Consider the following 23,821-nt stretch of genomic DNA (forward strand, 5'->3'; position numbering starts at 1 on the left):
GGTTCGGACTCGGTAATGGTAGGGCATTGGTATACAGGCTTTTGTGGCGAGGGAGCTTGCTCCCGCTTAGGCGCGAAGCAGTCGCAAAACCTGCTGACGGGTTTTGTCTGAGCGAACGCGTTGCCTGTTTGGGATCGCTTCGCGATCCAGCGGGAGCAAGCTCCCTCGCCACAGAGATCCCCTGTGTTAGCAAAGAGTGTCAGGCATTTTGGGCCTGGAGAAAAATCGAAAACAGCCCGGATTGAGATTTGATCCCTTGTTCGGCTGGTTAGACAGCCGCTTTCGATTGCCGCACCGGCAACTCGACCCGGAATGTGCTGCCCACCCCGACTTCGCTGCGTACCGAGATATCGCCCTGGTGTTTTTTCACGATGCCATAGGACAGGGATAACCCGAGCCCTGTCCCCTGGCCCACCGGTTTGGTGGTGAAGAAGGGGTCGAATATTTTCGGCAGGTTGTCCGGCTCGATGCCTGACCCCGTGTCTGCGACCTCGATCGACACCGTTTCGCCTTCAAGCCCGGTGCGCAGGGTGATGGTGCCCCGTTGCGCGCCCATCGCCTGCGAGGCGTTGACGATCAGGTTCATGATCACCTGATTGATTTGCGATGGCAGGCATTCGATGTCGGGCAGGTCTTGGTACTCCTTCACCACATCGGCCTTGTACTTGAGTTCATTGGCGACGATGTTCAGCGTCGACTCGATGCCCTGCTGCAGATTGGCCCACTGCCATTGCTGATTGGCGTCGACGCGGGAGAAGTCCTTCAGGTCTTTGACGATTTGCCCGACCCGGCCGATGCCGTCCTTGGACTCCTTGATCAGCAGCGGAATGTCTTCACGCAGAAAGTCCAGTTCGACCCGTTCACGTAATTGAGCGAGATGCTCGATGACTTCGCTTGAAGTAATGGCCTCTTCCGCACGCCGATAGGCGTCGAGCATGTCCTGCAGTTGTTTGAAGTAGCCATCGAGGGCGCCGAGATTGGAGGAAATGAAGCCGATGGGGTTATTGATTTCATGGGCGACACCCGCCGCCAGTTGCCCCAGAGAAGCAAGTTTTTCCGACTGTACCAGTTGGGATTCAAGCTGTTTGCGCTCGTCGATTTCCCGTTGCAATGCCTCACTGGCCTGCTTGAACTGGGCTGTGCGCTGGTCTACCAGATGCTCCAGATGGCTCATCTGAATGGACGCCCGTTCAGTCATGTCCCATTTGGTCAGCAGGGTGTTGGCCATCTGCTGGACTTCAATGTTGTCGAACGGCTTCTTCAGGATCAGCAGGCGGTCGTGGGCCTGCAAGCGATCCAGCAGTTCATCCCACGAATAGTCGGAGTAGGCGGTGCAGACCACCACTTGCAGCAGCGGGTCTTCCTGCCACAGGTGTTCGATGGTCTGCGCACCGTCCCAGCCGTCTGGCATGCGCATGTCGACAAAAGCCAGGGCGTAGGGGCGGTTTTCCTGCAAGGCCTGAACGAGTTTGCCCAGGCCTTCCTGACCGCCATAGGCCGAATCCAGCTCGAACAGAAGATCGGTGGGTTTCGCTTCACTGCCGAACAGCGCGGCCTCCATTTCGTCCAGTTCTACATGCAGTGCCGACAGAGGAGTGAGGATCTTGCGAAAGTCTTCATGGATGGATGGCGTGTCGTCGATCAGCAAGATGCGTCGGTTCGAAAGGTCGCTCATGCTTCCTCCATGACGGGTTTTAGCGGGATCTGTAAGGTGAACAGGGCGCCTTTACCCGGCCCGTCGCTGTGGGCGGTGAGATGGCCGTTCATCTCGATCGCGGCCAGGGCGCAGCTGTGCAGGCCGAAGCCGTGACCTTCCTTGCGGGTGGTGAAGCCGTGGGCAAAGATGCGCGTCATGTTCTCCGGCGAGATGCCTTCGCCGTCATCCTTGACGCTGATTTGCAGGATCGTGTCGTCGACGACTTTTACCCCAAGGGTGATTTGCCGCGTGCAGTTGCTGTGATCGGACATGGCGTATTTGGCGTTGCTGATCAGGTTGATCAGGATCAGCAACAAGCGGTGTTTGTCGCCCATCACTTGCGGTACTTCGCCGTACTCCTTTAGCACGGTGACGTGATGCCGGCTCAGGGCGCCGGCGTTCATGCGCAGGGCGTCCTCGAGCAATTCGCTGATGTACAACGGTTCCACCAGGTTCTTGGCGCCTGCGTAGGACTGCTGGGTGGCGACGATGTCTTTGATGTGGTCGACGCTTTTGCTCAGTTGTGCGAGTTCGTCGGTCATGCCTTGCTGTTCGAGGGCAATGGCATCCACCAATTGATTCAGATAGCCGGGCAGCAGTTTTCCTTTCTCGTCCTGGGTCAGAAAGATGCCCAGGTCGTTTTTGTGTTCGTTGATCAGTTGCATCGCTTTGCCCAGCCCCTGGGCCTTGCTGCTGCGTAGCCTGCGGGTGACCAGGTCGGCCGAGATGTTCACGCTGTTGAGCACGTTGCCGACGTTGTGCAGCACGTTGGTGGCGATTTCGGCCATGCCGGCCTGGCGCGCGGTGTCGAGCAGTTCGCTCTGGGTATCCTTGAGTTCGCGGGTGCGTTCTTCGACCCGTTGTTCGAGAACTTCGTTGGCGGTTTGCAGTTCCTTGTTGACCCGATTGATCTCCCCGAAGCTGCGCATCAGGCGAATCGCCAGGTACACCAGCACCAGTACCAACAGCGTCGAAAACACCAGCATGTAGAAGTGGTAGCGCTGGTCGATGGCATCGGTTTGTTGCTGATCCTTGTTCAGCAGGCTGGTGATGTCGTCCAGCCGTTCGGCCACCGGAATGGCTTCGATGTTTTCCAGCAATCGATTAACCACCGGTTGTTCACGCAGGATCAATGCGATGTGGTTGCTCAAAATTTCGATCGGGCTGTGGAACTGCTCCGGCAATCGCTGCTGGTTCACCCCCAGTTTGTTCAAACCCACCAGAATATCGGCCGCTTTGTCGTCGGAGGTGACCTGGGCGAATTCCAGGCTGCTGAGCAGCAAGTCGTAGGTGTCGGTGGCAATGTTCTGCAACTGCAGTTTGTCTTCATCTGCCAGGTTAGTCAGCGGTTCCTGGATGTCGTCTTCGGCTGTCGGCAGAAACGCCAGTGAATTGCGCAGCACGGCATTGTGGGATTTGAACTGCTCCACCAGCCGGGTTTTTTCCTCGATGGCGGCGTGGTAGGCGTCATGGCTGGCACGCCAGGTTGGCGAGTCGTTGCGGCCGTGACTGGATTCCATGCTCTCGAACCGCTCCCACAAGCGTGTCATCTCGCTCAGCGGTGCCACCAGTGGGTCGTAGTTGTGGCTGATGGCGATCCTGGATTTGAGAATCTCGGTTTCCCATTGGGCGTTCAATTGTTTGATCTGGCCTATCAAATCCCGGGACTCGGTGTAGGTCGACGTCTTGTCCGAATTGGATTTGAGGTACAAGAACAACAGCGTCGAGGCCAGCAGTAAGGCCACGACACCGAGCAGCGCCAGGTTGCGACGGTGGTTCATAACGGTTTTCCTCCCCACTCACCGGTCAGGGTCTTGAGGAATTTGATGATCAGGTCCTTGTCCTTGTCGGAGGGCACACGACCGAGCTGGAACTTGAACATCACGTCTACCGCTTCTTCGAGGGTTTTAGCCGAGCCGTCGTGAAAGTACGGCGCGGTCACGGCGACATTGCGCAGGCTCGGCACCTTGAACACGTTGCGGTCCTCTTCAGCCTTGGTGACCAGATAGCGGCCCAGATCGGCTTCGGTGGGGTTGCCTCGGGCCTGAAAGTAATCACCCATTACCCCGAATTTCTGGAACATGTTGCCGCCGATGTTCACCCCCTGATGGCAGGCAATGCAGCCATAATCCTTGAAACGTTGGTAACCGTACTTCTCGTCAGTCGTGAGGATCTCGGTATTGCCCGACAGGTATTGGTCGAAACGCGAGTTGGCGCTGATCAGCGTGCGCTCGTAGGTGGCCAGGGCCTTTTGCACATTGTTCATGGTCAGGCCGTCCGGGTAGGCCTTGGCGAAAGCACTGTTGTAAGCCGGGTCGGCGGCCAGTGTCTGAACCACATGCTCCCAGTGACTGCCCATTTCGCTGGGGCTCTGCACCACTTCGTGGGCTTGCGTTTCCAGGGTGTCGGCGCGGCCATTCCAGAATTGCCGGAAGTTCAGACTGGCGTTGAACACACTAGGGGTATTGATCGTCAAGGGATCGCCCTGGAAGCCGATGGACAACGCCTTGTCGTCGGCGCCGCCGATTTCCAGACGGTGGCAACTGGCGCAGGACAGGCTGTTGTTGACCGACAGGCGTGGTTCGTTGAACAGACGGCGACCAAGCTCGACTTGCAAAGGATTCTGCTCGGGCACCGCGGGCAAGGGTTTGAGCGGTTCGTCCAGCGGTGCGCCACTGGCTATCAGACAAAAACCAAGTAGAGGTGCCAGGAGCAGATAGTAGAAGCAGCGCGACATCTTGTGACTCCTTGGCTCAGGGCCCTGGGTGTCGTTGCACATCATTCATATCGCGGCGGATGGAGCGGTCTGTACCGACGTCAGGTATTGCACGAAGGCGTCCGGCTCCACGGCTTTGCTGAAGTAGTAACCCTGGCCTTCCTCGCACTGCAGGGCCTTGAGAAAATTCAGTTGTTCAAGGGTTTCCACCCCTTCGGCAATGACGGTCAGTTTGAGGCTCTTGCCCAGGCTGATAATGGCGCTGACCAGGGCCGCATCATTGCTGTCACGGCTCAGGCCGCGAATGAATGACTGGTCGATTTTCAGCACATCAATGGGGAACCGTTGCAAATAACTCAGGCTGGAATAGCCGGTGCCGAAATCATCGATGGCCAGCCGTACCCCCAAGGCCTTGAGCCGATTCAGCGCGACCATCGTGGCTTCGACGTTCTGCATCAATACGCCTTCGGTAATTTCCAGCTCCAGTAAGGCCGGTTCCATACCGGTTTGGTGGAGTATCTGTTCGATACCTTCGACAAAATCCCGCTGACGGAAATCGATCGCCGACACGTTTACCGACATGCAGAGCTTCGGCAGGCCATTTGTTTGCCAGGCACAGGCTTGTCGACAGGCCTGGGTCAGCACCCATTTGCTCAACGGTACGATCAAGCCGCTGTCTTCGGCCACGCCGATGAAGTCTGTCGGGTAAATCCAGCCTTGCCCCGGTTTTTGCCAGCGGATCAACGCCTCGGCACCGACCACCTTGCCGCTGCTCAGGTCGAGCTTGGGCTGGTAGTGCAGGACAAACTCGTTGCGTTCCAGCCCCAGGCGAATACCCGACTCGATACTCTGCTGTTCCCGGGCGCGCTGATTCATCTCATCGATGAAAAAACTGAAATCGTTCGGACCGCTTTCCTTGACGTTGCGCATGGCGGTTTCGGCTTTCTTGATCAGTGCGATGGCATCGAAACCGTCCTCGGGATAGATACTGATCCCCAGGCTGGCTGTCACGCTCAGGTCGTGGCCGCAGATGTGTTGGGGCGCCCGTATGGCGTGCAGGAGTTTTTCGGCGATGCCCTTGGTCTGTTGGGGGTGATGGATATCAGCCAGGATCACCACGAACTCATCGGAGCCATAGCGGAACACCGAGTCGGATGCGCGCACGCAGGCCACCAGGTTTTGCCCGACACGTTTGAGCATCTCGTCACCGGTCGGGTGGCCCAACGCATTGTTGATGCGCTTGAAGCGATCGAGCCCCAGGAACATCACGGCCAGTTGTTTGTCATGGCGTCTGGACAGGGCAAGGGACTGGTTCAGCCGGTCTCCCAGCAAGGTGCTGTTGGGCAATTCGGTCAGTACGTCGTACTGCAACAGGTGCGATACCTTGAGCAGTTCGTGAACCCGGGCCTCGATGGTTTGTTCCAGGGTCAGTACTTTCATGGCCGCGTCCTGCGCCATCTGCCACTTCCAGGTCAGGGCGCTGGCCATCTGGCGGATTTCCAGACTGTCGAAGGGTTTTTTCAGCACCAGCAACTGATCGCCGAACTCCAGCCGTTCGGCCATGGCTTCCCAGGTGTAATCCGAGAAGGCCGTGCACAGCGCGATTTGCAGATGAGGATCCGCCTTCCAGAGCCGTTCGATGGTTTCCAGGCCGTCCCAGCCCGGGGGCATGCGCATGTCGGTGAACGCCATGGCGTAAGGGCGACCTTGTGCCTGGGCACGCTTGACCAGTTTGAGCGCTTCCTGGCCCTGATAGGCAGAGTCGAGCTCGAATATCAGCCGAGCCGACTGCTGGGTGCCGAACAGTGCGGCTTCGGTGCCAGCGAGGGTTTGTTCATCGTCGGTATCGGGACCGAGGATCTTGCGAAAGTCCTCATGGATCGAGGGCGTGTCGTCGATGATCAGAATGCGCCGGTTGGCCTGCACGGACGGAGTCTTCATTTCTTGCCCTCCGTGCCACGCCATGGGGCGCCGCCCGGAATCGCTTCGGCTCCCTGATCGGTATGGACGATGCTCCCGGCCTTCAGCAGCTCGGCGGCCTGCAAGCTGCTGACCGCTTGGCTGAAATAATGACCCTGGGCGTTCATCGGTGAACCGGTGGCCATCAGCGAACGGCGTTGCTCCTGGGTTTCGACGCCTTCGGCGATGATGCCGATCCCGACCTCACGGGCGAAATTGATGATGGCCCGCAAGGTGGTGGCACTGGCCGCGTCGTGGGCGGCGGCGTCGATGAACGCCTGAGCGAGTTTCAGGTGATTGACCTGGTAAGTCTTGAGGTAGTCGAACGAAGAGTATTCGGTGCCGAAGTCATCGATGGCGATCTTCACCCCCAGTTCATGCAGGCGCGGCAGGATATCGTTGTGCGTCCACTTGGTCTGGGCCAGGGTCGCTTCGGTGACGTCGAAACGCAGGTCCCATGGGCACAGTTCCCAGCGCGCGGTAGCGCGCAATACGTCATAGATCAGCTCGGGGCCACTCTTGAGCTGGGCAAGGGACAGTTTTATCGCCACCACCGGTGGCGCCATGCCTTCGTCTCGCCACTGGCGCATTTGCCGACAGGCACGTTCCAGTACCCAGTGACCGAGGGCGATGATGATGCCGGTCTTTTCCGCCGCGGGCAGAAACGCCGGGGCTTCCAGTAAACCGCGTATGGGGTGGTTCCAGCTGACCTGCGCTTCCATGCCGAGGATCTTGCCACTGCTCAGGTCTACTTCCGGCCAGTAACGCAGTTCGAGTTCGTCGTGTTCGATGGCCTTTTTCAGGTCGTTGGCGATGGTCATGCGCTCGACCACTTCCTGATTGATCTCCTCGGAGTGGAAGTGGTACTGGTTGCGGCCCTTTTCCTTGGAGCGATACAGCGCCATGTCCGCCTGGGTCAACAGGCTGTCGGCGCTGAGACTCGCCGGGGCGTAGCTGCTGATGCCGATGCTGACTGAAACCCGCACATCATTGCCGGCCAGGGAGTAGGGCAGCACCAGCGCATCGCGGACCTTGGCGGCGAGGGCCGCTGATTGGGTCGGCTCGCCGACGTCCAGTTGCAGGATCGCGAACTCGTCGCCCCCCAGCCGGGCGACCACATCGTTTTCGCGCACGCAGGTTTTGATGCGTCGGGAGACTTCCTGCAACAACAGGTCGCCCACCGGGTGGCCCAGGGTATCGTTGATCCGCTTGAAGTGATCCAGGTCCAGGTAAAACATGGCAAACGGTGTGGCCCCGCGCCGGGCGGCGGCGAACGCCTGGTGCAGCCGATCGATCAGCGTCGCGCGGTTGGCCAGGCCGGTCAGCCCGTCGGTGCGGGCCAGCAGGGCGATTTTTTCCTCGGCCACCTTGCGCTCGGTGATGTCGATGATGATGCCTTCGACTTCCAGCAAGCGGCCTTCATCGTCGCGCACCGGGATATAGCGGTTTTCGACCCAGCGCCAGTCACCGTCGCCGGTGCGCATCCGGAACTCGATGGAAGCCCCCGCCGCATGGCGATCCAGCACCCGGGCCATGGCGGTGTCGACTTTCGATTGATCGTCGGGATGGATCAGCTCCTGCGCCCAGTTGGAGGACGCCACCAGGGCCGCCGCGACGTGGCCGTATTTGGTGATGTTGTGGGAGATGTACATCAATGGAAACGATGGTTCGCCCCGCAGCCGATACAGAATGGTCGGGCTGTTCTGCACGATGATGTTGGCGTCGGACAGCTCCCGGGTGCGTTCCTCGACCGCTTGCTCCAGCAGCGACATCTTCAGGGCCGCGTCTTCGGTCATCTGCCACTTGGCGGTCAGTGCGCTGGCCATCTGGCGGATTTCGATGGCATCGAAGGGTTTTTTCAGAATAAGCAGGCGATCGCCCAGTTCCAGGCGCTCGTCGATGTCTTCCCAGGAATAGTCGGAATACGCGGTGCAGAGCGCCACTTGCAGCTTGGGATCGACTTGCCACAGGCGTTCGATGGTCTCCAGGCCATCCCAGCCCGGCGGCATGCGCATGTCGATGAAGGCCATCGCGTAGGGCGAGTCATTCGCCAGCGCGGTCTCGACCTTGTCCAGCGCTTCGCGGCCCTGAAATGCGGAGTCGATGACGAAACTTTGCACTGATACCGACATCGGGGTACCGAACAGGGCGTTTTCGGCGCTGATCAGGCTGTCATCTTCGATCGACGGCGGGCTGAGAATCTTGGCAAAGTCCTCATGGATCGACGCCGTGTCGTCAACGATGAGAATCCGACGATTTTCCCGCGCAAGCAGCGTATTCACTGACATGCGCCTGTATCGACAGCAGTTTGGTGCAATGAGCTCATAGAGGGTATCCCTTCCCTGATTGCCGGGCGGAGCGGGTGCCGTTTGGATCCGATAGAACTGAGCATAGTCGCCCGGCCAGTACTTCGCCCGATCGACTGAAACGAATCATTTCCGGGGTCGGGCGGAAAATCATCTAGCCTGTAAGTCAGGCGCGAGAACGCCAGGACGTTTGCCTCGCGCGTGACAAAGACACTCGTTTCACTTGAGGTAATGCCATGGATGAGCAACTCCCCACGACTGCGACCAATAAACCCAAGTTACTGCTGGTTGACGATGAGGAGTCGATTCTCAACAGTCTGCGCCGCCTGCTGCGCGGTCAGCCCTACGAGGTACTGTTGGCCACCAGCGGTGCCCAGGCCCTGGAGATCATGGCGCAGCAACCGGTCGATCTGGTGATGAGTGACGCGCGCATGCCCAATATGGACGGCGCCACGCTGCTGGCCCACATTCATCAGCACTACCCCGACACTATCCGGATCATGCTGACCGGTTACGCTGATCCGTCGGCCATTATCAAAGCCATCAATGAAGGGCAGATTCATCGTTACATCAGCAAGCCCTGGCACGATGAGGAATTGCTGCTGACGTTGCGACAATCACTCGCCTATCAGCGTTCCGAGCGTGAAAGGTTGCGCCTGGTGCAGGAGACGTGGGACCAGAACGAACAATTGAAGCTGCTCAACGCCACCCTGGAAAAACACGTTGCCGCCCGTACTTGCGAGCTGCAGCAGACCGCCGACATGCTGGACCTGGCCTACGAAGAGCTCAAACGCAGCTACGCCACTGGCACGGAGGTGTTTTCGTTGCTGGCCAACCTGCGCCTGCCGCCCGCCAAGCAGACCAACCGGCAGATCATCGAGCTGGTGCGGGTGTACTGCAAATGCCATGGCCTGGACGAAGGCACCAGTCGTGACCTGACCATGGCGGCGGCGCTCTACAACATCGGCAAGTTGAGCTGGACCGACAGCATGATGAGTACGCCTTCGGATCTGCTGCATCACAGTGATCGTGAGCGCTATCGGGGTTATCCGAAGCAGAGTGAGTCGCTGTTGATGACGCTCGACCCGATGAAGGATGCCGCGCGGCTGATCCTGCATCATCAGGAGCGTTGGGACGGCAGCGGTTTTCCTGATCGGCTCAAGGGCGAGGCGATTCCATTCGGTTCGCGGTTGCTGAAACTGGCGGTGGACTTCATCGAATTGCAGCGTGGGCTGATCCTCGAACGGCAGATGAACAGCGATGAAGCCCTGGTGTATATCCGCCAGTACGCCGGTCGCCTCTACGACCCGGAGCTGGTGGAGGATTTCATTCAGGTCTGCGCCACTTATCTGAGTGACGTGACGCTGGCCGATCCGACGGTCAAGGTGCTGACCACCCGGGATCTGGCGGCGGGCATGATTCTGGCGCGCAACCTGAATGCCGACAACGGCATGCTGCTGCTCAATGCCGGCAAGGTGTTGAATGGACCACTGGTGGAGAAACTGATCGCTTTCGAGGCGATGGAAGGTGCCAAGTACAGCATTTTTGTGAAAGTGCCGGAGGAAGTGGAGGGCGCGCTTCTCGAGACGAGCTGAGCTTCCTGGCCTTTGCACAGATCCAGTGTGGGAGCCCTGTGGCGAGGGGGCTTGCCCCCGTTGGGTTGCGAAGCAGCCCCAAAATCTCTAATACACCTAAGATCTTGTGAGTGCTACGCACTCAAACGGGGGCAAGCCCCCTCGCCACAGTATTTTTTCGGCGTGACGAAGAACCGGCGCCCATGTGATCCTTGTGGCCCTTTACCCAAGGCCAGTCCTGATCCATGACACTTTCATCCGCCGTTTCGCCCCGCCTCATCCGCATTGCCGCTGCCCTGCTGATCGGTCCCGACGGTCGCACCCTGCTGGTGCGTAAGCGCGGCACCCAGGCGTTCATGCAGCCGGGGGGCAAGATCGAGGCGCACGAGCAACCGGTCCATGCCCTCGCCCGTGAGCTGGAAGAGGAGCTGGGGCTGGTGATCGATCCGGCGCACGCCGCCTACCTGGGGCAATTCTCGGCACCGGCCGCCAACGAGCCGGGTTTTGTCGTACAGGCCGAACTCTTTCAACTGACCATCGATTCTGACGTTTGCCCGGCGGCGGAAATCGAAGAGGTGCGCTGGATTGATCCGGCCACCGATGGCGACCTCACGCTGGCGCCATTGACACAGGACCTGATCTTGCCGTTTTATCGAGCTTCATTGATCGAAACCGCCTGATCACCCAGGCCTTATGACTTCAAGGACAGGATGCCCATGATCCCTCTTCAAGACTTGCTGATTTTCGCTGCCGCGGCGCTGCTGATGGTACTCACGCCCGGGCCGAACATGATTTACCTGATCTCTCGTTCGATCTGCCAGGGTCGCAGGGCCGGGGTGACGTCGTTGTTGGGCGTGGTCGCGGGTTTTTTCGTGCACCTGTTTGCCGCCGCTGCGGGTTTGACCGCGGTGTTTCTGGCCGTGCCGATGGCTTATGAAGTATTGAAGTGGGCTGGTGCGTTGTACCTGTTGTGGCTGGCCTGGCAGGCAGTCAAGCCCGGGGCACGTTCGCCGTTCGAGGCGCAGCAGTTGCCGGCGGATTCGTCCCGCAAGCTGATTACCATGGGGTTTCTCACCAGCGCGCTGAACCCGAAGATCGCGGTGTTTTACTTGTCGGTGTTTCCACAGTTCATTACCCCTGAGCACGGTTCGGTGTTCAGCCAGAGCATCATCCTCGGCCTGACCCAGATCAGCGTGAGTTTCAGCGTCAACCTGCTGATCGCGCTATTCGCTTCGGGCATCGCTTCCTGGTTCGTCAACAACCCGAGCTGGCTGGCGATGCAACGTTACTTCATGGGCTTCGTGCTATCCGGGCTGGCGGTGCGGTTGATGCTTGAGCAGCGGCGAGTGGCTTGAAGATGTGGATTCAACGGCTTGATGCCAGCCATGCCCTGGATTACCGGGCGCTGATGCTTGAAGCCTATGACTCACATCCCCAGGCGTTCACCTCCAGCGTGCGCGAGCGCGCGGTGATGCCGCTCAGTTGGTGGGAGTCGCGCCTGACCGGCAAGCTGGACCGGGTGTTTGGGGCGTTCGAGGAGGGGAAACTGGCGGGCATCGTCGGTTTAGCCTTCGAGTCCCGGGAAAAGGCCCGGCACAAAGCGACGCTGTTCGGCATGTACGTGACCGGCGAGGTGCGGCAGCGCGGGCTCGGTTATCAACTGGTTCAGGCCGCATTGGATGAAGCACAGGCCCACCAGGGCCTGAAGCTGATCCAGTTGACCGTCACCGCCGGTAACGAATCGGCATTCAGGCTGTATCAGCGCTGCGGTTTCGTGCAGTTCGGCCTGGAGCCGCTGGCGGTGCGGGTCGGCGAGGACTACTTCGACAAAATCCACATGTGGCGCGAGATCACCCCAAAACTTGAAGCGTAGGTTTCTTGTGGCGAGGGAGCTTGCTCCCGCTGGGCTGCGAAGCGGCCCCAAAACCTGCAATCGCATGTTTTCAGACACTCCTCATACACCGGTTTACGACTGCTTCGCAGCCGAGCGGGAGCAAGCTCCCTCGCCACAGGTTCATCGCTAGTTTTGTGGATCGGGGTTACCCCAGCACTCGATTCACCGCCAACTCACCAAGCATCACCACCTGTTGAATGCCCGGCAGGGTGTTGCGATGAGGTCCGAGAAAACACTCTCCAACTTTGATCGGCGTCGACAGGGTTTCAGCGAACGGCACTAACCCCATCCAGCGTCGAAAACGACGTGTCCTTGGCCGTCAGCAAAAAGTCGCGCATGTAGGGCGCATCCAGCATGTCGGCGCGAATGCCGGCATACAGCGTCGCGAACAAGCCTTTCTCGCCCAGTCGCTTGGCCTTCACATAGCCCCGTGAACTGTATTCATGCAGCGCCCAATGAGGCATGCCACAGACGCCACGACCGCTGGCCACCAGTTGCATCATCATCACCGTCAATTCCGAGGTGCGGACCTGGGCCGGTTCGATGTCGGCCGGTTCCAGGAATCGGGTGAAGATGTCCAGCCGATCACGCTCCACCGGGTAGGTGATCAAGGTTTCGGTGAGCAAATCTTCGGGCACGATGTATGGCTTGCTCGCCAGGCGGTGCTGGTTAGCCACCGCGAGCATGGCTTCATAGGTGAACAGCGGCACATAAGTGATCCCGACCAGTTCCAGCGGGTCGGAGGTCACCACCAGGTCCAGGTCGCCTCGGGCCAGCGCCGGCAGCGGGGCGAAGGAGAAGCCCGAGGCCAGGTCCAGCTCGACTTCCGGCCAGGCATCGCGGAACTGGTCGATGGTGGGCATCAGCCACTGAAAGCAACTGTGGCACTCGATCGCCATGTGCAAACGCCCCGCAGTGCCGCCGGCCAGCCGCGCAATGTCACGCTCGGCGCCGCGTAGCAGCGGCAGGGTGGCGTCGGCCAGTTGCAGCAGGCGTAAGCCGGCACTGGTGAAGCGCACCGGTTTGGTCTTGCGCACGAACAGCGGCATGCCCATGCGCTCTTCCAGCTCCTTGAACTGGTGGGACAGCGCCGACTGGGTCAGGTGCAGGCGGTCGGCCGCATCCACCAGGCTGTCGGCTTCGCGCAAGGCGTGCAGGGTTTTCAGGTGACGGATTTCAAGCACCGGGGGCTCCATGAGAAAAACTTGTGATCAACACGAAAAGGTTGAGTTTGTCTCATGTTGGGTGGGCTGTCGACAATAGCACCATGTTTTATAACGTCCTTATATAGAGAGAACTCTCACCATGGCCTTGGCCCACACACTTGGTTTTCCGCGCATCGGCGCTGACCGCGAACTGAAAAAAGCCCTCGAAGCCTACTGGAAGGGCGACCTCGATCAGGACGCGCTGAACAGCGTCGGCCGCCAACTGCGCGCCATCCACTGGCAATTGCAGAAAGATGCCGGCATCGACCTGCTGCCCGTGGGCGACTTCGCCTGGTACGACCAGGTGCTGACTCACTCCCTGACCTTCGGCGTGATCCCCGAGCGTTTCGACAGCGCCAAGGATGAACGCGGCCTGCCGACCCTCGACACCCTGTTCGCCATGGCCCGTGGCGCTACCGCAGCCTGCTGCGGCGGCGAACATACCCAGGCGCAATACGCCCAGGAACTGACCAAATGGTTCGACACCAACTACCATTACCTGGTCCCGGAATTCACCGCTGATCAACAGTTCAAACTGAGCTGGGAACAGCTGTTCGACGAAGTTGACGAAGCCAAAGCCCTGGGCCACAACGTCAAACCGGTGATCATCGGCCCGTTGACTTATCTGTGGCTGGGCAAGGCCAAAGGCAATGACTTCGACAAGCTCGACCTGCTGGAGCGCCTGCTGCCGATCTACGGCGAAATCCTTGGTCGCCTCGCAGCCCAAGGCGTGGAGTGGGTGCAGATCGACGAACCGATCCTGACCCTCGACCTGCCACAAGCCTGGAAAAACGCCTTCGAGCGTGCCTATCACATCCTCCAGTATTCGCCGCTGAAAAAACTCGTGGCGACCTACTTCAGTGGTCTGGAAGACAACCTCGGGCTGGCTGTCGGCCTGCCTGTGCAAGGCTTGCACATCGACGCGGTGCGCGCGCCGGAGCAACTCGGCCAGGTACTGGATCGTCTGCCGACCTACAAGATTCTCTCGGTGGGCCTGGTCAATGGCCGCAACGTCTGGCGTTGCGAACTGGAGCAAGCCCTGGCCCAACTGCAACCGGCCCAGGAGCGCTTCGGCGATAACTTGTGGGTCAGCAGTTCCTGCTCGCTGTTGCACAGCCCGGTGGATCTTGCGCGTGAAGACAAACTCGATCCCGAACTGAAAAGCTGGCTGGCGTTTGCCGTGCAGAAGTGCGGCGAAATCGCCGTGCTGCGTGATGCCCTGAATGATCCGCAGGCGCCGAAGGTGCAAGCCGCCCTGGCGCAAAGCCGTGGTATCCAGGCCAGCCGTGCCCAGTCGCCGCGTATCCACAAAGCGGACGTTCAGGCCCGCATCAACGCCATCGGCGCGGCGGACAGCCAACGCCACTCGCCGTTTGCCAAACGCATCGCACAGCAGCAGGCACGGTTGAAACTGCCGGCGTTCCCGACCACCACCATCGGCTCTTTCCCGCAAACCGCTTCGATCCGTCTGGCGCGCCAGGCCTTCAAGCAAGGCAAGCTTTCAGCCAACGATTACACCGATGCCATGCACAGCGAAATCCGCCATGCCGTGCAAATCCAGGAGCGCCTGGGCCTGGATGTTCTGGTGCACGGTGAAGCCGAGCGCAACGACATGGTCGAGTACTTCGCCGAGCAACTGGACGGCTACCTGTTCACTCGGTTCGGCTGGGTCCAGAGCTACGGTTCGCGCTGCGTCAAACCGGCGATTATTTACGGCGATCTGAGCCGTCCGAAGCCGATGACCGTCGACTGGATCACCTACGCCCAGAGCCTGACAGACAAGGTCATGAAAGGCATGCTCACCGGTCCCGTGACCATGCTGATGTGGTCGTTCCCGCGCGAAGACGTCTCGCGCAAAATTCAGGCGCAGCAACTGGCCCTGGCCTTGCGCGATGAAGTGGTGGACCTGGAAAACGCCGGCATCAAAATCGTGCAGATCGACGAAGCCGCGTTCCGTGAAGGGTTGCCGCTACGCCGGGCGCAATGGCAGGAATACCTCGACTGGGCGGTGCAAGCCTTCCGCCTGAGTGCATCAGGTGTGCGCGACGAAACCCAGATTCACACCCACATGTGCTACAGCGAATTCAACGACGTAATCGAGTCCATCGCCGCCATGGACGCCGACGTGATCACCATCGAAACCTCGCGTTCGGACATGGAATTGCTGGAGGCCTTCGAAGCGTTCGACTACCCCAACGACATCGGCCCGGGCGTCTACGACATCCACTCGCCACGGGTGCCGGACACGGCCGAGATGGTCAAGTTGATGAGCAAAGCCGTGAAGCGGATTCCGGCCGAGCGCTTGTGGGTCAACCCCGATTGCGGTTTGAAAACCCGCGCCTGGCCGGAAACCGAAGCAGCGCTGGTAAACATGGTCGCGGCAGCACGGCAGTTGCGTAGCCAGCTGGCGTGAAGCGCCAGGAAGGAGCGGGGTAATCCCGCTCCTTTTTCTCATCAGAGGTTTTCGAAGTGTGGCAGCGCGGCAGATTGTTTGCCGATATCGGCGTAAGGCAGGTCGGCGTTGTCCGCGTGGGTGAGAAACCGATGTTCCGGTAACTTCAAGTGGGCTTTCTCGAATGCGCCGAATGCAGGTGCGGCCTTGTAGTAATGGAAGTGGGCGTACCACAGCACTTTCGCTGGTGTTTGCGTCAAGTCCCAGACTTCGTATTCCTGCATATAGTCAATTCGACCATTCGAGCGTTTGCCCAGGTTTTTGATCGGGCTGGTTTTACGGATATCTACCACGTGGTGCGTGACGAGGTCGTCGAGCATGCCATCGGTTGGTTTTTTAATCAGCAGCGACTGACGGGTTCGCAGTGCGCGACCGATGGCAATCAATTCGGTGGCCTTGTCGCGTAGCTGCTGGACAAGGGCATTGCCTGGGGCAATGTCCTCGATGCCAAGAGCGCGGCGTGTGAGTTCATTCGCCTCACTGACCAACATGTGCTCGAGGTCCACCGGGAGCATGTCTTGATCCGCGTAGGCTTGAACCCTGGCCTGGTAGGTTTCTTGTGATTGCAATCGGTGGCGGGCATCTGCCACTAACGGTTCAAGTTCTCTGCGAATGGAGTGAGATGGCTGTGGCTGTGGGTTCAAGAGGCGGAATTTGCCGTTGCTCCCTTGTTCCCAGATTTCCATGTGCCCACTTCGTCCCGTCAGGATGTATTGCCGCTTTTGTTTAGTCGTTTCCCAGCGCTCCACCCCGATCAACAATTGGTCGCCTTCAGTGGTGAACACTCTTTTGTTGCTGCTCCCTGGAATAGTCGGTGCAGGCAAATCAAGAGCCTTGCGCGCTCTCTCGGCCATTTTCGCGATGCCGTCCATCAATGACGGCACGTCATCCAGATGAAAATGCTGAGGATAGCTGGCAGTCCAGGCATTCATATCCCGACGAAATTGACTGTAGTACTCGATGCACTCTTGAAGGATCTGGTTACGCTGAGCCTTGGTAACGTTGACTTCCGGCAGACTGAATTGGGTGAACAAGGCGCGGTCGACTTGGGCTCTTTTCACTTGCGCCTGGCTTTGGAGCCAGAACCAGGACACATCGTTGGCGGTGTCATAGCGTGTCAACCATTTCCAGCAAGTTACCGGTTCTCAAGTAAAGGAGATTTGCCTCGCTGAGACGCCCGTTCAACATTGTGACTTCCTGGGTCAGTTGGGCTTTGTGTGCCTTGACGGTAATTTTCTCGTACCAATAGTTAAGGTCCCGCATTTGGGCTTTGATGGTGTCGAGTTCTTTAATCGTTTCCAGCCGCAGCTTCCGGATATCCCCCAGCACCCGCAGCCGCTCGGAGAGCGCTGTAGCAGGCAATGTGTCCAGACTCTCTATCAGCGCATCGATGCTGTTCAGCAGGGGATCGGTTCGATGATTGGCAAAGAACAATTGTTGCTTGTACCTGTCGGTCAGTAACGCCGCGTCATCGCTTTGGATTTGCACAAGCGCGCGCTTTTTGTTGCCGTGGCTGAGTGGAAGCAGATCTGCCAACGTCTGGTAGTGCTGTTTGGCCAACTCGATATCGGCGATGCAGGCTGTCTCAGCTTCGCGCATCAGCGCCTTGGGACGCTCTGGATTGGCGTTGTAGGCTTGCAGGGCGGCTTTGGTGCGCTTTACCTGGGTATCGAATTGCAGGGCGAGTCTGTCGGCCTCTACGGTCAATGCATGATGGCGACGATAAGCGTGGTCGCTCCACCAGCGAGGCAACCGTTCGCGCACAGCCTGAGGCCATACCGGATCAAGCGTATCCGCCAGGTGCCCGAGCATGTTGCCGCCACCGAGCCCCCCGCCTTCGAACGTAACGCCATAAACGCCGAAATAAGTATCCCAGTGGCCTGCTTCATCGAGCGCGATGGGCTGTTTGTAGGTTTTTTGACTATTGCCGCTCAAGCGCCAGTTGCGTGAGTCCTTGCTGCGCTCGACCTGGAAAATCCGTCCCTGGCGCACGATAAAATCACCCTCGGCATGGCGGTAGATATTGCGATAGGTCCCCTGGGTCGCCGGCTGGAGTCCCGATAGGGAAATTGCCTGCTCATACTCGTAACCGGCGAAGCGTTCGGCCACATGCCGGGCCTGACGCATCGAGGGCACCTGTATCGCGGCCGCCGTTGTGCCCAACTTATGAAGCTGGCGCGCGCGCGTGATGGAGCGGGCTGTCCGGGAAAGCGCCGAGGCTGCAACTTCACCGGGAAGCAAATCCATGGCCGCGTCGATCAGCGACAACAGCACCGATTCGACCTCCGCCAGGCCGTCACCCACGTCTGCGCGTAAAAAGGCCGCCACCGCCTGGTTCGCGGCGATCCAGACATCGTAGAGTGAGATAGCGGTCCCGACGAAAGGCACCAGTCCAAAAGCCATTTTTATGTAGTTGAAGGCACGCGGGCCTTTCAGTGCGTAACGCTCCATGTACAGCGCGTCGTTGGCGCGGGAGGTGCCGCGATGAGTTTCGATCAGGCGACCCATATGAGCATTGACCAGGTGGGCGGCCAACGAGGTGGTCGCCGGCCAACGCAAGCCGACTCCGATCAACGCGTCGAAGTGTTTAAGCATGCTCTGCTTGATGCGGATTTCGTGGGCTCGTACGTCGCCCTGTAAGGCCCGGCCAGCCAGGTAGCCGACCCATTTGTCATGCAGACACAGGTTGAACAGGGCTTTGCGAGCGGTTTCCAGGCTGTCGTAACGGCGCAGGAATTGGCCATCGGGGCTGTCGGGCAGGTATAGCAGGGTGACCCCGCTGACCTGTTCCTCGATGAAGTTCACGCCAGACAAAGTCACGGGGCCTTCATTGGGGGTGTCCTTGCCACCCACGCTCAAGTGGGCCGGCAGCAATACGATGCGCTTGCCATCGGTGCGCCAGGCTTCGGGGTTGTCGGCGTCGATGGCGATGTGCAGGACTTGCAAGTCGTTTTGGTCGATCTGCTTTTGCAGGCGGGCGGTCTCACCCTGCAATTTGAGCATCAGCGCCCAGGGCTCGATCAGGCTCTCGCGGCGATGCTCTTTGCTGAAGACGGACTCGGTGGCCGCCCCCGTGAACGCGTCGCGGATCAGCGTTTCGTATGCCTTGGGCAGGTCGAGCTCCGGCAGGACCCTCATCAGATAGTCACGGGTGATGCCGCTTTTCAGGGCCTGGGCTTCTGTCTTATTCGCCGCAGTAACCTCCACCTGCATGAAGCTCAATCGCAGGGAAAGGGGTTCCAGGTTCATCGACGGTGTGTTGTCTATATTGTGTTGGGCCAGGTCCTCGAGAGACATCCTGCTACGCGTCACACTTGGAATCAGCACGAGTTTTTGCGGGGTTCCTGGCGCTCCGGGAGCGGGATCGAGATGCTTTGCCCATTTCACCGAATCGGGCAAGTCGAGCTTCACGTCGAAACGGCCCTTGATCGCGAAATCCTTGCGCAGACGGGCGTGCAAGTGTTTGCGGGTGAAGTCGTCACGGGGTTCCAGGGCGACTGTTATCAGTTCGTGGCTACGTTGCATCGCCGTGATGTACGCCTCGATCAGTCGCTTGAGCCTGGTACGGTCAGCCTCGATCAGTGCACTGAGCCAATTTGGCAGGTTGGAGGCGAGGATATTGCTGAGGTCTTGCTCTTGCAGGTGGGCGAAAGCAAGGTTCCTGGCGGCATGCACCGGAACCTGCAACGTGGCGCGGGTGTGTTTGCGCAAGATCTCCAGTTGTTCGGCACGCTGCGCGGCCTTGGCCGGCTCGGCGTGACGCTGGCGCAGCGCGCCGGCCTGTTCTTCGAAGTCGCTGGTCAGTTGATTCAGCCCGTACGTCAGCGCGTCGCCAGGAATTTTATTCAGATGCAACGTCAGTGCATTGTCCTGCTGATGAATCTGCAATACCTGGCGTTCAAGCTCACGACGGTTGGCGAATCGTTGCAGACCACCGCCGGTGCCAGACCAGTAGAGCAGCACGCTGTGCGGCGAATTGGCATCGGCCAGCGCATCCGCTCGGGTGACGATAAATGCGCCGTTGAGTTCCTGGGCGGTGACCGTGGTTTTGTCACCGCTCTGCTCGGTCATCGATAGGGTCAGGCTGGCCGCGACCGGGTCCGGACCTGGATTGTCGGGAGTGTCCAGCAAGGCCTTGAGCAGGCTGCACTCCTCGTCACTGAGTTGTTTAAGCGCCAGTTGGAGCCTGGCTTCTGCGTGCAGTCCGGCCTTATGGGCGCTGTGCAGGGCGGTGAACGCCTGCTGGAACGTGACCACATCCAGTGGGCGCGATCGATTAAGCAACGCAGAGGCGGCCTTGTCTGCGGCTTCTTCGGCGATTTCCAACGCTTTGAGCGAGTCCTTGAACGGTTGCAGGCCCTGGCCATCTCCTACCTCTGCCACCAATATTTCGAGCGCATCGCGCTGCTTGTTCAGCGCGGCCCGGCGCAGTGACAAGGGGATATCCGCATATAGGCTGCCAAACAGTGGCTGTTCACCGGTCACAGTGTCGCCATCGGCGGTTTCCAGCTTGGGGGGGGAGGCGAGAATGGCAGTCTTGCCGCGCTCTTGGTCAACCTGGTCAGCCAGGGTGAGGGATTGCGCACCGTGCTCGGCCAACCCGGGCTTGTCGCGGGTTCCGTGGCGTAACGCGCTGACCTGAGCCGGCTGGCAGGCCGCAAACAGGTCGCTTGCGCCCACGCCCATGGGGTCGGTTTTGGCGGTGTATTCAAAGCGAACGTTATCGGTGGGCAAGCCGGGCGGGACGAGTGCCTGTCGGAGAAGCCATGCCTCCATGTCGCTGCGTTGACTGAAAAGTTGAATTGCGACGGGCCGGCAAGGCAGATACAGCCATTGACTGCCGCTGGCCGCCTCGCCTGTGGTGATGACCCATGCGCCTGGGAGTTCGACTCTGCCGAGGTTACTCAATACCAGGGCCAATTGCTCGGTATGGACAGGCTGGCCGTCCAGCGTCAGAGCACCGAGGGGCGGATCAATGATCAACAACAGGGGTTTGAGCTGTTCCGCCGTCAGGGTTCTCTGGGCGAATGCCAGTTGAAGGCTCGCTTCGAAATGCTGACGGTAAAGTTGTATTGCCCGTTTTTTGCGCGATACCGCAGTGCCGGGGGCGCGCGTGTCCCAGTAGGTTGCCCAGCGCTCGCGGTGCGACTGTTCAGGGGTGAGTGTCTTGAGTCGCTCGAGTATTTGCAATGGAGTCAGGTTCGACAGGGGATGAGTCTGATTCAGACCGGTCACTTGACAGCGCTCATCGAGCGTCGTCTCCAGTGTCGGGTGTTGCAGGACGAAGGCGCAGGCATCGGTGAAGCTGACAAACCGTTCCGGATGCTCCTGTGTGGCGACGAAGAGCAAGCCAGCTTGTTGCCCGGCCAGATCGAGTTTCTGTTTCAACAGTTGAGTGAGCGTCTCACGCATTCCCGGACTGGCGGCAAGAAGCTCGCGCAAGCCCTCGCTGCTTTCGCGCCAGCGTGCCGAAGCATGCAGAAACAGGCTTTCGTCGTAGAGAGGCGGCAGCGCGGATGGGGTAGGGATGAGGATCGGCGCCGGGTTGGGGAGGTCGAAAAGAAGTCTATCGGTCATAACAACATGGCTCGGTGTGAGGAGCGGCGGTTCCACTCCATTTGCGAGCCATTTAAGGAAAGTTCTCGGGGACGGTGGCGGTAAATAGTTATCGCATCAGAGGCGGATGTGATCGAACGCACCTCATGCAATCGAACTGTCGCGATGACCGCTCGGCAATCTTCATCAAACTGTCACGTAACTGTGGCAGCGCGCTTGAACAAACTTCATCAGACTCGCGCTCTACTGGAGTTCTGCGTTTCGGTGTTTTTCATGCGTGCTTTATTGTTATCGGCGGCCACTTTTCTGGCCGCTTTATTGTTCAGCCTGTCGTCCCTGGCGGCTTCGCGGTGCGATGTCAATGTTCCGACCGAGCGGGTCGATCTGGCGCAGGTGAGCCTGGCCTACCAGAGCATTGGCCGTGCCTCGGACCCTGCGTTGTTGCTGGTGATGGGCCTGGGCGGGCAGTTGATTCACTGGCCGGATGAGGTGGTGGTTGCGCTGTGTCAGCAGGGGTTTCGGGTAATCCGCTATGACAATCGCGATGTGGGCCTCTCGACTTGGCGGCAGACGCCTGTCGACGCCAACCTGACATTCGAAGTGCTGCGCTACAAACTCGGCTTGCCGGTATCGGCGCCGTATACCCTGACCGACATGGCAGACGATGCGTTTGGGTTGATGGATGCCTTGCACGTCGAGCAATTCCACGTATTGGGCGCCAGCATGGGCGGGATGATCGCTCAGCATATGGCGGCCATGGCACCGCAGCGTGTCGAGAGCCTGACCTTGCTGATGACCAGTTCGGGTGCCGAAGGCTTGCCGGCGCCGAGTGCGGCGCTGGTGCAGTTACTCGCGCGACGCGGTGCGCCGAATCGCCAAGTGGCGCTGGAGCAACAGGCCGATTTGCTGGCGGCGTTGGGCAGTCCCTCGGTCACTGATGATCGGCAGGCGTTGCTGCATCAAGCGGCGCTGTCTTATGACCGGGCGTTTAACCCTGAAGGCGTTAAGCGCCAGATCATGGCGATCCTCGCCGAACAGAGCCGGGTGGCGCTGCTCAATCAATTGCGGGTGCCGACGCTGGTGGTTCACGGCACCGCCGATCCGTTGTTGCCGGTGATGCATGGTGTGCACCTGGCGGCGCACATCCGTGGCAGCCAATTGAAGCTGATTCCGGGGCTGGCGCATCGTTTTCAGGAGGCATTCAAGGCGCCGTTACTGGCGGCGGTGTTGCCGTATTTGCAGGCCCATCGCGAAGACACCTCGCATTGGGCGCAGATTGATCCAGTGGCCGAACACAATCTTCTGTAACACCCAAATCCAAACTGTGGGAGCGGGCTCTTGTGGCGAGGGGGCTTGCCCCCGTTGGGCTGCGAAGCAGTCCCATGACCGGTCAGCGCGGATCTCCTGAAAAACCGCGCAAGCCGATTTACGACTGCTGCGCAGCCGAACGGGGGCAAGCCCCCTCGCCACAAAAACGGAGGCTGGTTTACGTTGGAACGAAGTTATCCAGCATCCGGTTCACCGCCAGTTCACCCAGCATGACCGAGTTCTGGATGCCGAGTACGGTGTTGCGTTGCGGGCCGTTCAACTGCCCCGCGAAATCACTCAACATCACGCTCGCCGCCGCCAGCGATTCGCAGGCGTTGACCAGCAGGGTTTCGTTATCGGCGTCGGGGGCGACGAGGTAAAGGGTGCTGGGTTTGCGTGGGGTGTCTTTGGGAATGACCGGTTTGAGGTAGTAATCGAGGGCGCGGTCGGCGGCTTCGTTGAGCTTTTTGGAGCCAGGGGTTTCGTATGGGGAAACGTCGTCGGTTTCCGGTGGGTTTGGAGTGATCTTGAACATTGAGGGATATACCTTTAGTAGAGCTACAACCTCTCTCGCTACTAAACGGTAGGGGTGGTAGCTGTGCGCAAGTTAGTAGACCGGTAACACCCTCAAACCCGGCGCACCCGAGGGTGCCATGCGCACAGCCACCATCAAGTGCAGGTGAAAACCTGACTAAATGACGCTTGTGCAACCGTCTTGAGGGGTAATCCGGGCTACTAAACCCGATCACTGGGAATCAGTGACAGGAACCAAGTTACCGACGGGCCTCCAGACGCACAAGCCGGCGGATTCTGACGTGGTTGTAGGCGACGGCGCAAGGCGCTGTAGCTTTCAGGAAGTAACGTTAAACAGAACTAAACACGCCCTCCCAAACACCCGAAATCCACTGTGGGAGCGAGCCTGCTCGCGAAGGCGGTGTAATCAGCCAATGCAGATATCAACTGACATGACGCCTTCGCGAGCAGGCTCGCTCACACAAGGGGAATAGGCGTTTGTTGGCGCGATTCGCCAGATCATGAGTGAAGCCAGGGGCGGAACGGTGAGCTGATCTCAGTCGCACAGCACTTTTGTGGCGAGGGAGCTTGCTCCCGCTGGGCTGCGAAGCAGCCCCAATTAGAGTCACCTCTTTTGCGTCA

At 59.3% G+C, this 23,821-nt stretch carries 15 protein-coding genes and 1 pseudogene; 6 read left to right on the forward strand and 10 right to left on the reverse strand.

Annotated features, from left to right (window positions below):
- Window positions 1–268 precede the first annotated feature (268 nt).
- From ACZ9BB_RS01345 to ACZ9BB_RS01365, 5 genes are read right to left on the reverse strand one after another with little or no spacing between them, the layout of a single operon-like run.
- Window positions 269–1,675, reverse strand: coding sequence for an ATP-binding protein (locus tag ACZ9BB_RS01345; RefSeq protein ID WP_476212217.1), 1,407 nt, complete (start codon window positions 1,673–1,675; stop codon window positions 269–271).
- Complete coding sequence (locus tag ACZ9BB_RS01350; protein ID WP_476212218.1) at window positions 1,672–3,477, reverse strand: DAHL domain-containing protein; 1,806 nt, start codon at window positions 3,475–3,477, stop codon at window positions 1,672–1,674. Before ACZ9BB_RS01350 ends, ACZ9BB_RS01345 begins: the two co-directional genes overlap by 4 nt.
- Window positions 3,474–4,433 carry a cytochrome-c peroxidase gene (locus ACZ9BB_RS01355; protein ID WP_476212219.1) on the reverse strand — a complete coding sequence of 320 codons (960 nt, stop codon included), beginning with the start codon at window positions 4,431–4,433 and terminating at the stop codon, window positions 3,474–3,476. Before ACZ9BB_RS01355 ends, ACZ9BB_RS01350 begins: the two co-directional genes overlap by 4 nt.
- Window positions 4,434–4,478: 45 nt before the next feature.
- Window positions 4,479–6,353: a putative bifunctional diguanylate cyclase/phosphodiesterase gene (locus ACZ9BB_RS01360; protein WP_476212220.1), complete on the reverse strand. Its 1,875-nt coding sequence runs from the start codon at window positions 6,351–6,353 to the stop codon at window positions 4,479–4,481.
- Window positions 6,350–8,659, reverse strand: a complete 2,310-nt coding sequence (locus tag ACZ9BB_RS01365) for an EAL domain-containing protein (protein WP_476212221.1) — start codon at window positions 8,657–8,659, stop codon at window positions 6,350–6,352. Before ACZ9BB_RS01365 ends, ACZ9BB_RS01360 begins: the two co-directional genes overlap by 4 nt.
- A gap of 254 nt (window positions 8,660–8,913) precedes the next feature.
- On the opposite strand from ACZ9BB_RS01365, the gene nosR reads away from it, so the two are divergent.
- From nosR to ACZ9BB_RS01385, 4 genes are all read left to right on the forward strand, one after another.
- A complete protein-coding gene (gene nosR / locus ACZ9BB_RS01370) occupies window positions 8,914–10,272 on the forward strand; it encodes a response regulator c-di-GMP phosphodiesterase, NosR family (RefSeq protein WP_476212222.1) in 1,359 nt (452 codons plus the stop codon).
- 224 nt (window positions 10,273–10,496) lie between these two features.
- Complete coding sequence (locus ACZ9BB_RS01375) at window positions 10,497–10,931, forward strand: NUDIX hydrolase (protein WP_476212223.1); 435 nt, start codon at window positions 10,497–10,499, stop codon at window positions 10,929–10,931.
- Between the two features lie 36 nt (window positions 10,932–10,967).
- The gene (locus ACZ9BB_RS01380) at window positions 10,968–11,606 is read left to right on the forward strand and encodes a LysE family translocator (protein ID WP_476212224.1); all 639 of its coding nucleotides are present in this window, start codon (window positions 10,968–10,970) and stop codon (window positions 11,604–11,606) included.
- Between the two features lie 2 nt (window positions 11,607–11,608).
- Complete coding sequence (locus ACZ9BB_RS01385; protein WP_476218168.1) at window positions 11,609–12,124, forward strand: N-acetyltransferase family protein; 516 nt, start codon at window positions 11,609–11,611, stop codon at window positions 12,122–12,124.
- Window positions 12,125–12,271: 147 nt separating this feature from the next.
- On the opposite strand, the pseudogene ACZ9BB_RS01390 reads toward ACZ9BB_RS01385, so the two are convergent.
- Window positions 12,272–12,368: pseudogene (locus ACZ9BB_RS01390) on the reverse strand (DUF6124 family protein); the annotation flags it as partial.
- Between the two features lie 43 nt (window positions 12,369–12,411).
- Window positions 12,412–13,329 carry a transcriptional regulator MetR gene (gene metR / locus ACZ9BB_RS01395; protein ID WP_007898547.1) on the reverse strand — a complete coding sequence of 306 codons (918 nt, stop codon included), beginning with the start codon at window positions 13,327–13,329 and terminating at the stop codon, window positions 12,412–12,414.
- A 121-nt stretch (window positions 13,330–13,450) separates the two neighbouring features.
- On the opposite strand from metR, the gene metE reads away from it, so the two are divergent.
- Complete coding sequence (gene metE / locus ACZ9BB_RS01400; protein WP_476212225.1) at window positions 13,451–15,763, forward strand: 5-methyltetrahydropteroyltriglutamate--homocysteine S-methyltransferase; 2,313 nt, start codon at window positions 13,451–13,453, stop codon at window positions 15,761–15,763.
- Between the two features lie 41 nt (window positions 15,764–15,804).
- Here the strand turns inward: metE and ACZ9BB_RS01405 are convergent, their stop codons facing one another.
- Window positions 15,805–16,836 carry a hypothetical protein gene (locus tag ACZ9BB_RS01405; protein ID WP_476212226.1) on the reverse strand — a complete coding sequence of 344 codons (1,032 nt, stop codon included), beginning with the start codon at window positions 16,834–16,836 and terminating at the stop codon, window positions 15,805–15,807.
- A 73-nt stretch (window positions 16,837–16,909) separates the two neighbouring features.
- Entirely contained in the window at window positions 16,910–21,379 is a 4,470-nt protein-coding gene (locus ACZ9BB_RS01410; RefSeq protein ID WP_476212227.1) for a dermonecrotic toxin domain-containing protein, read from the reverse strand.
- A 252-nt stretch (window positions 21,380–21,631) separates the two neighbouring features.
- Here ACZ9BB_RS01410 and ACZ9BB_RS01415 point away from each other — a divergent pair, with 252 nt between their 5' ends.
- Window positions 21,632–22,666, forward strand: coding sequence for an alpha/beta fold hydrolase (locus ACZ9BB_RS01415; RefSeq protein ID WP_476212228.1), 1,035 nt, complete (start codon window positions 21,632–21,634; stop codon window positions 22,664–22,666).
- Window positions 22,667–22,844: 178 nt separating this feature from the next.
- Here the strand turns inward: ACZ9BB_RS01415 and ACZ9BB_RS01420 are convergent, their stop codons facing one another.
- Window positions 22,845–23,201 carry a DUF6124 family protein gene (locus ACZ9BB_RS01420; RefSeq protein ID WP_476212229.1) on the reverse strand — a complete coding sequence of 119 codons (357 nt, stop codon included), beginning with the start codon at window positions 23,199–23,201 and terminating at the stop codon, window positions 22,845–22,847.
- Window positions 23,202–23,821: the final 620 nt, after the last annotated feature.

Source organism: Pseudomonas sp. TE3552 (assembly GCF_056278945.1).

Coding starts and splice junctions, on each gene's coding strand:
- ACZ9BB_RS01345 (WP_476212217.1), bottom strand. CDS start 1,675: ATGAGCGACCTTTCGAACCGACGCATCTTGCTGATCGACGACACGCCA.
- ACZ9BB_RS01350 (WP_476212218.1), bottom strand. CDS start 3,477: ATGAACCACCGTCGCAACCTGGCGCTGCTCGGTGTCGTGGCCTTACTG.
- ACZ9BB_RS01355 (WP_476212219.1), bottom strand. CDS start 4,433: ATGTCGCGCTGCTTCTACTATCTGCTCCTGGCACCTCTACTTGGTTTT.
- ACZ9BB_RS01360 (WP_476212220.1), bottom strand. CDS start 6,353: ATGAAGACTCCGTCCGTGCAGGCCAACCGGCGCATTCTGATCATCGAC.
- ACZ9BB_RS01365 (WP_476212221.1), bottom strand. CDS start 8,659: ATGTCAGTGAATACGCTGCTTGCGCGGGAAAATCGTCGGATTCTCATC.
- nosR (WP_476212222.1), top strand. CDS start 8,914: ATGGATGAGCAACTCCCCACGACTGCGACCAATAAACCCAAGTTACTG.
- ACZ9BB_RS01375 (WP_476212223.1), top strand. CDS start 10,497: ATGACACTTTCATCCGCCGTTTCGCCCCGCCTCATCCGCATTGCCGCT.
- ACZ9BB_RS01380 (WP_476212224.1), top strand. CDS start 10,968: ATGATCCCTCTTCAAGACTTGCTGATTTTCGCTGCCGCGGCGCTGCTG.
- ACZ9BB_RS01385 (WP_476218168.1), top strand. CDS start 11,609: ATGTGGATTCAACGGCTTGATGCCAGCCATGCCCTGGATTACCGGGCG.
- metE (WP_476212225.1), top strand. CDS start 13,451: ATGGCCTTGGCCCACACACTTGGTTTTCCGCGCATCGGCGCTGACCGC.
- ACZ9BB_RS01410 (WP_476212227.1), bottom strand. CDS start 21,379: ATGACCGATAGACTTCTTTTCGACCTCCCCAACCCGGCGCCGATCCTC.
- ACZ9BB_RS01415 (WP_476212228.1), top strand. CDS start 21,632: ATGCGTGCTTTATTGTTATCGGCGGCCACTTTTCTGGCCGCTTTATTG.
- ACZ9BB_RS01420 (WP_476212229.1), bottom strand. CDS start 23,201: ATGTTCAAGATCACTCCAAACCCACCGGAAACCGACGACGTTTCCCCA.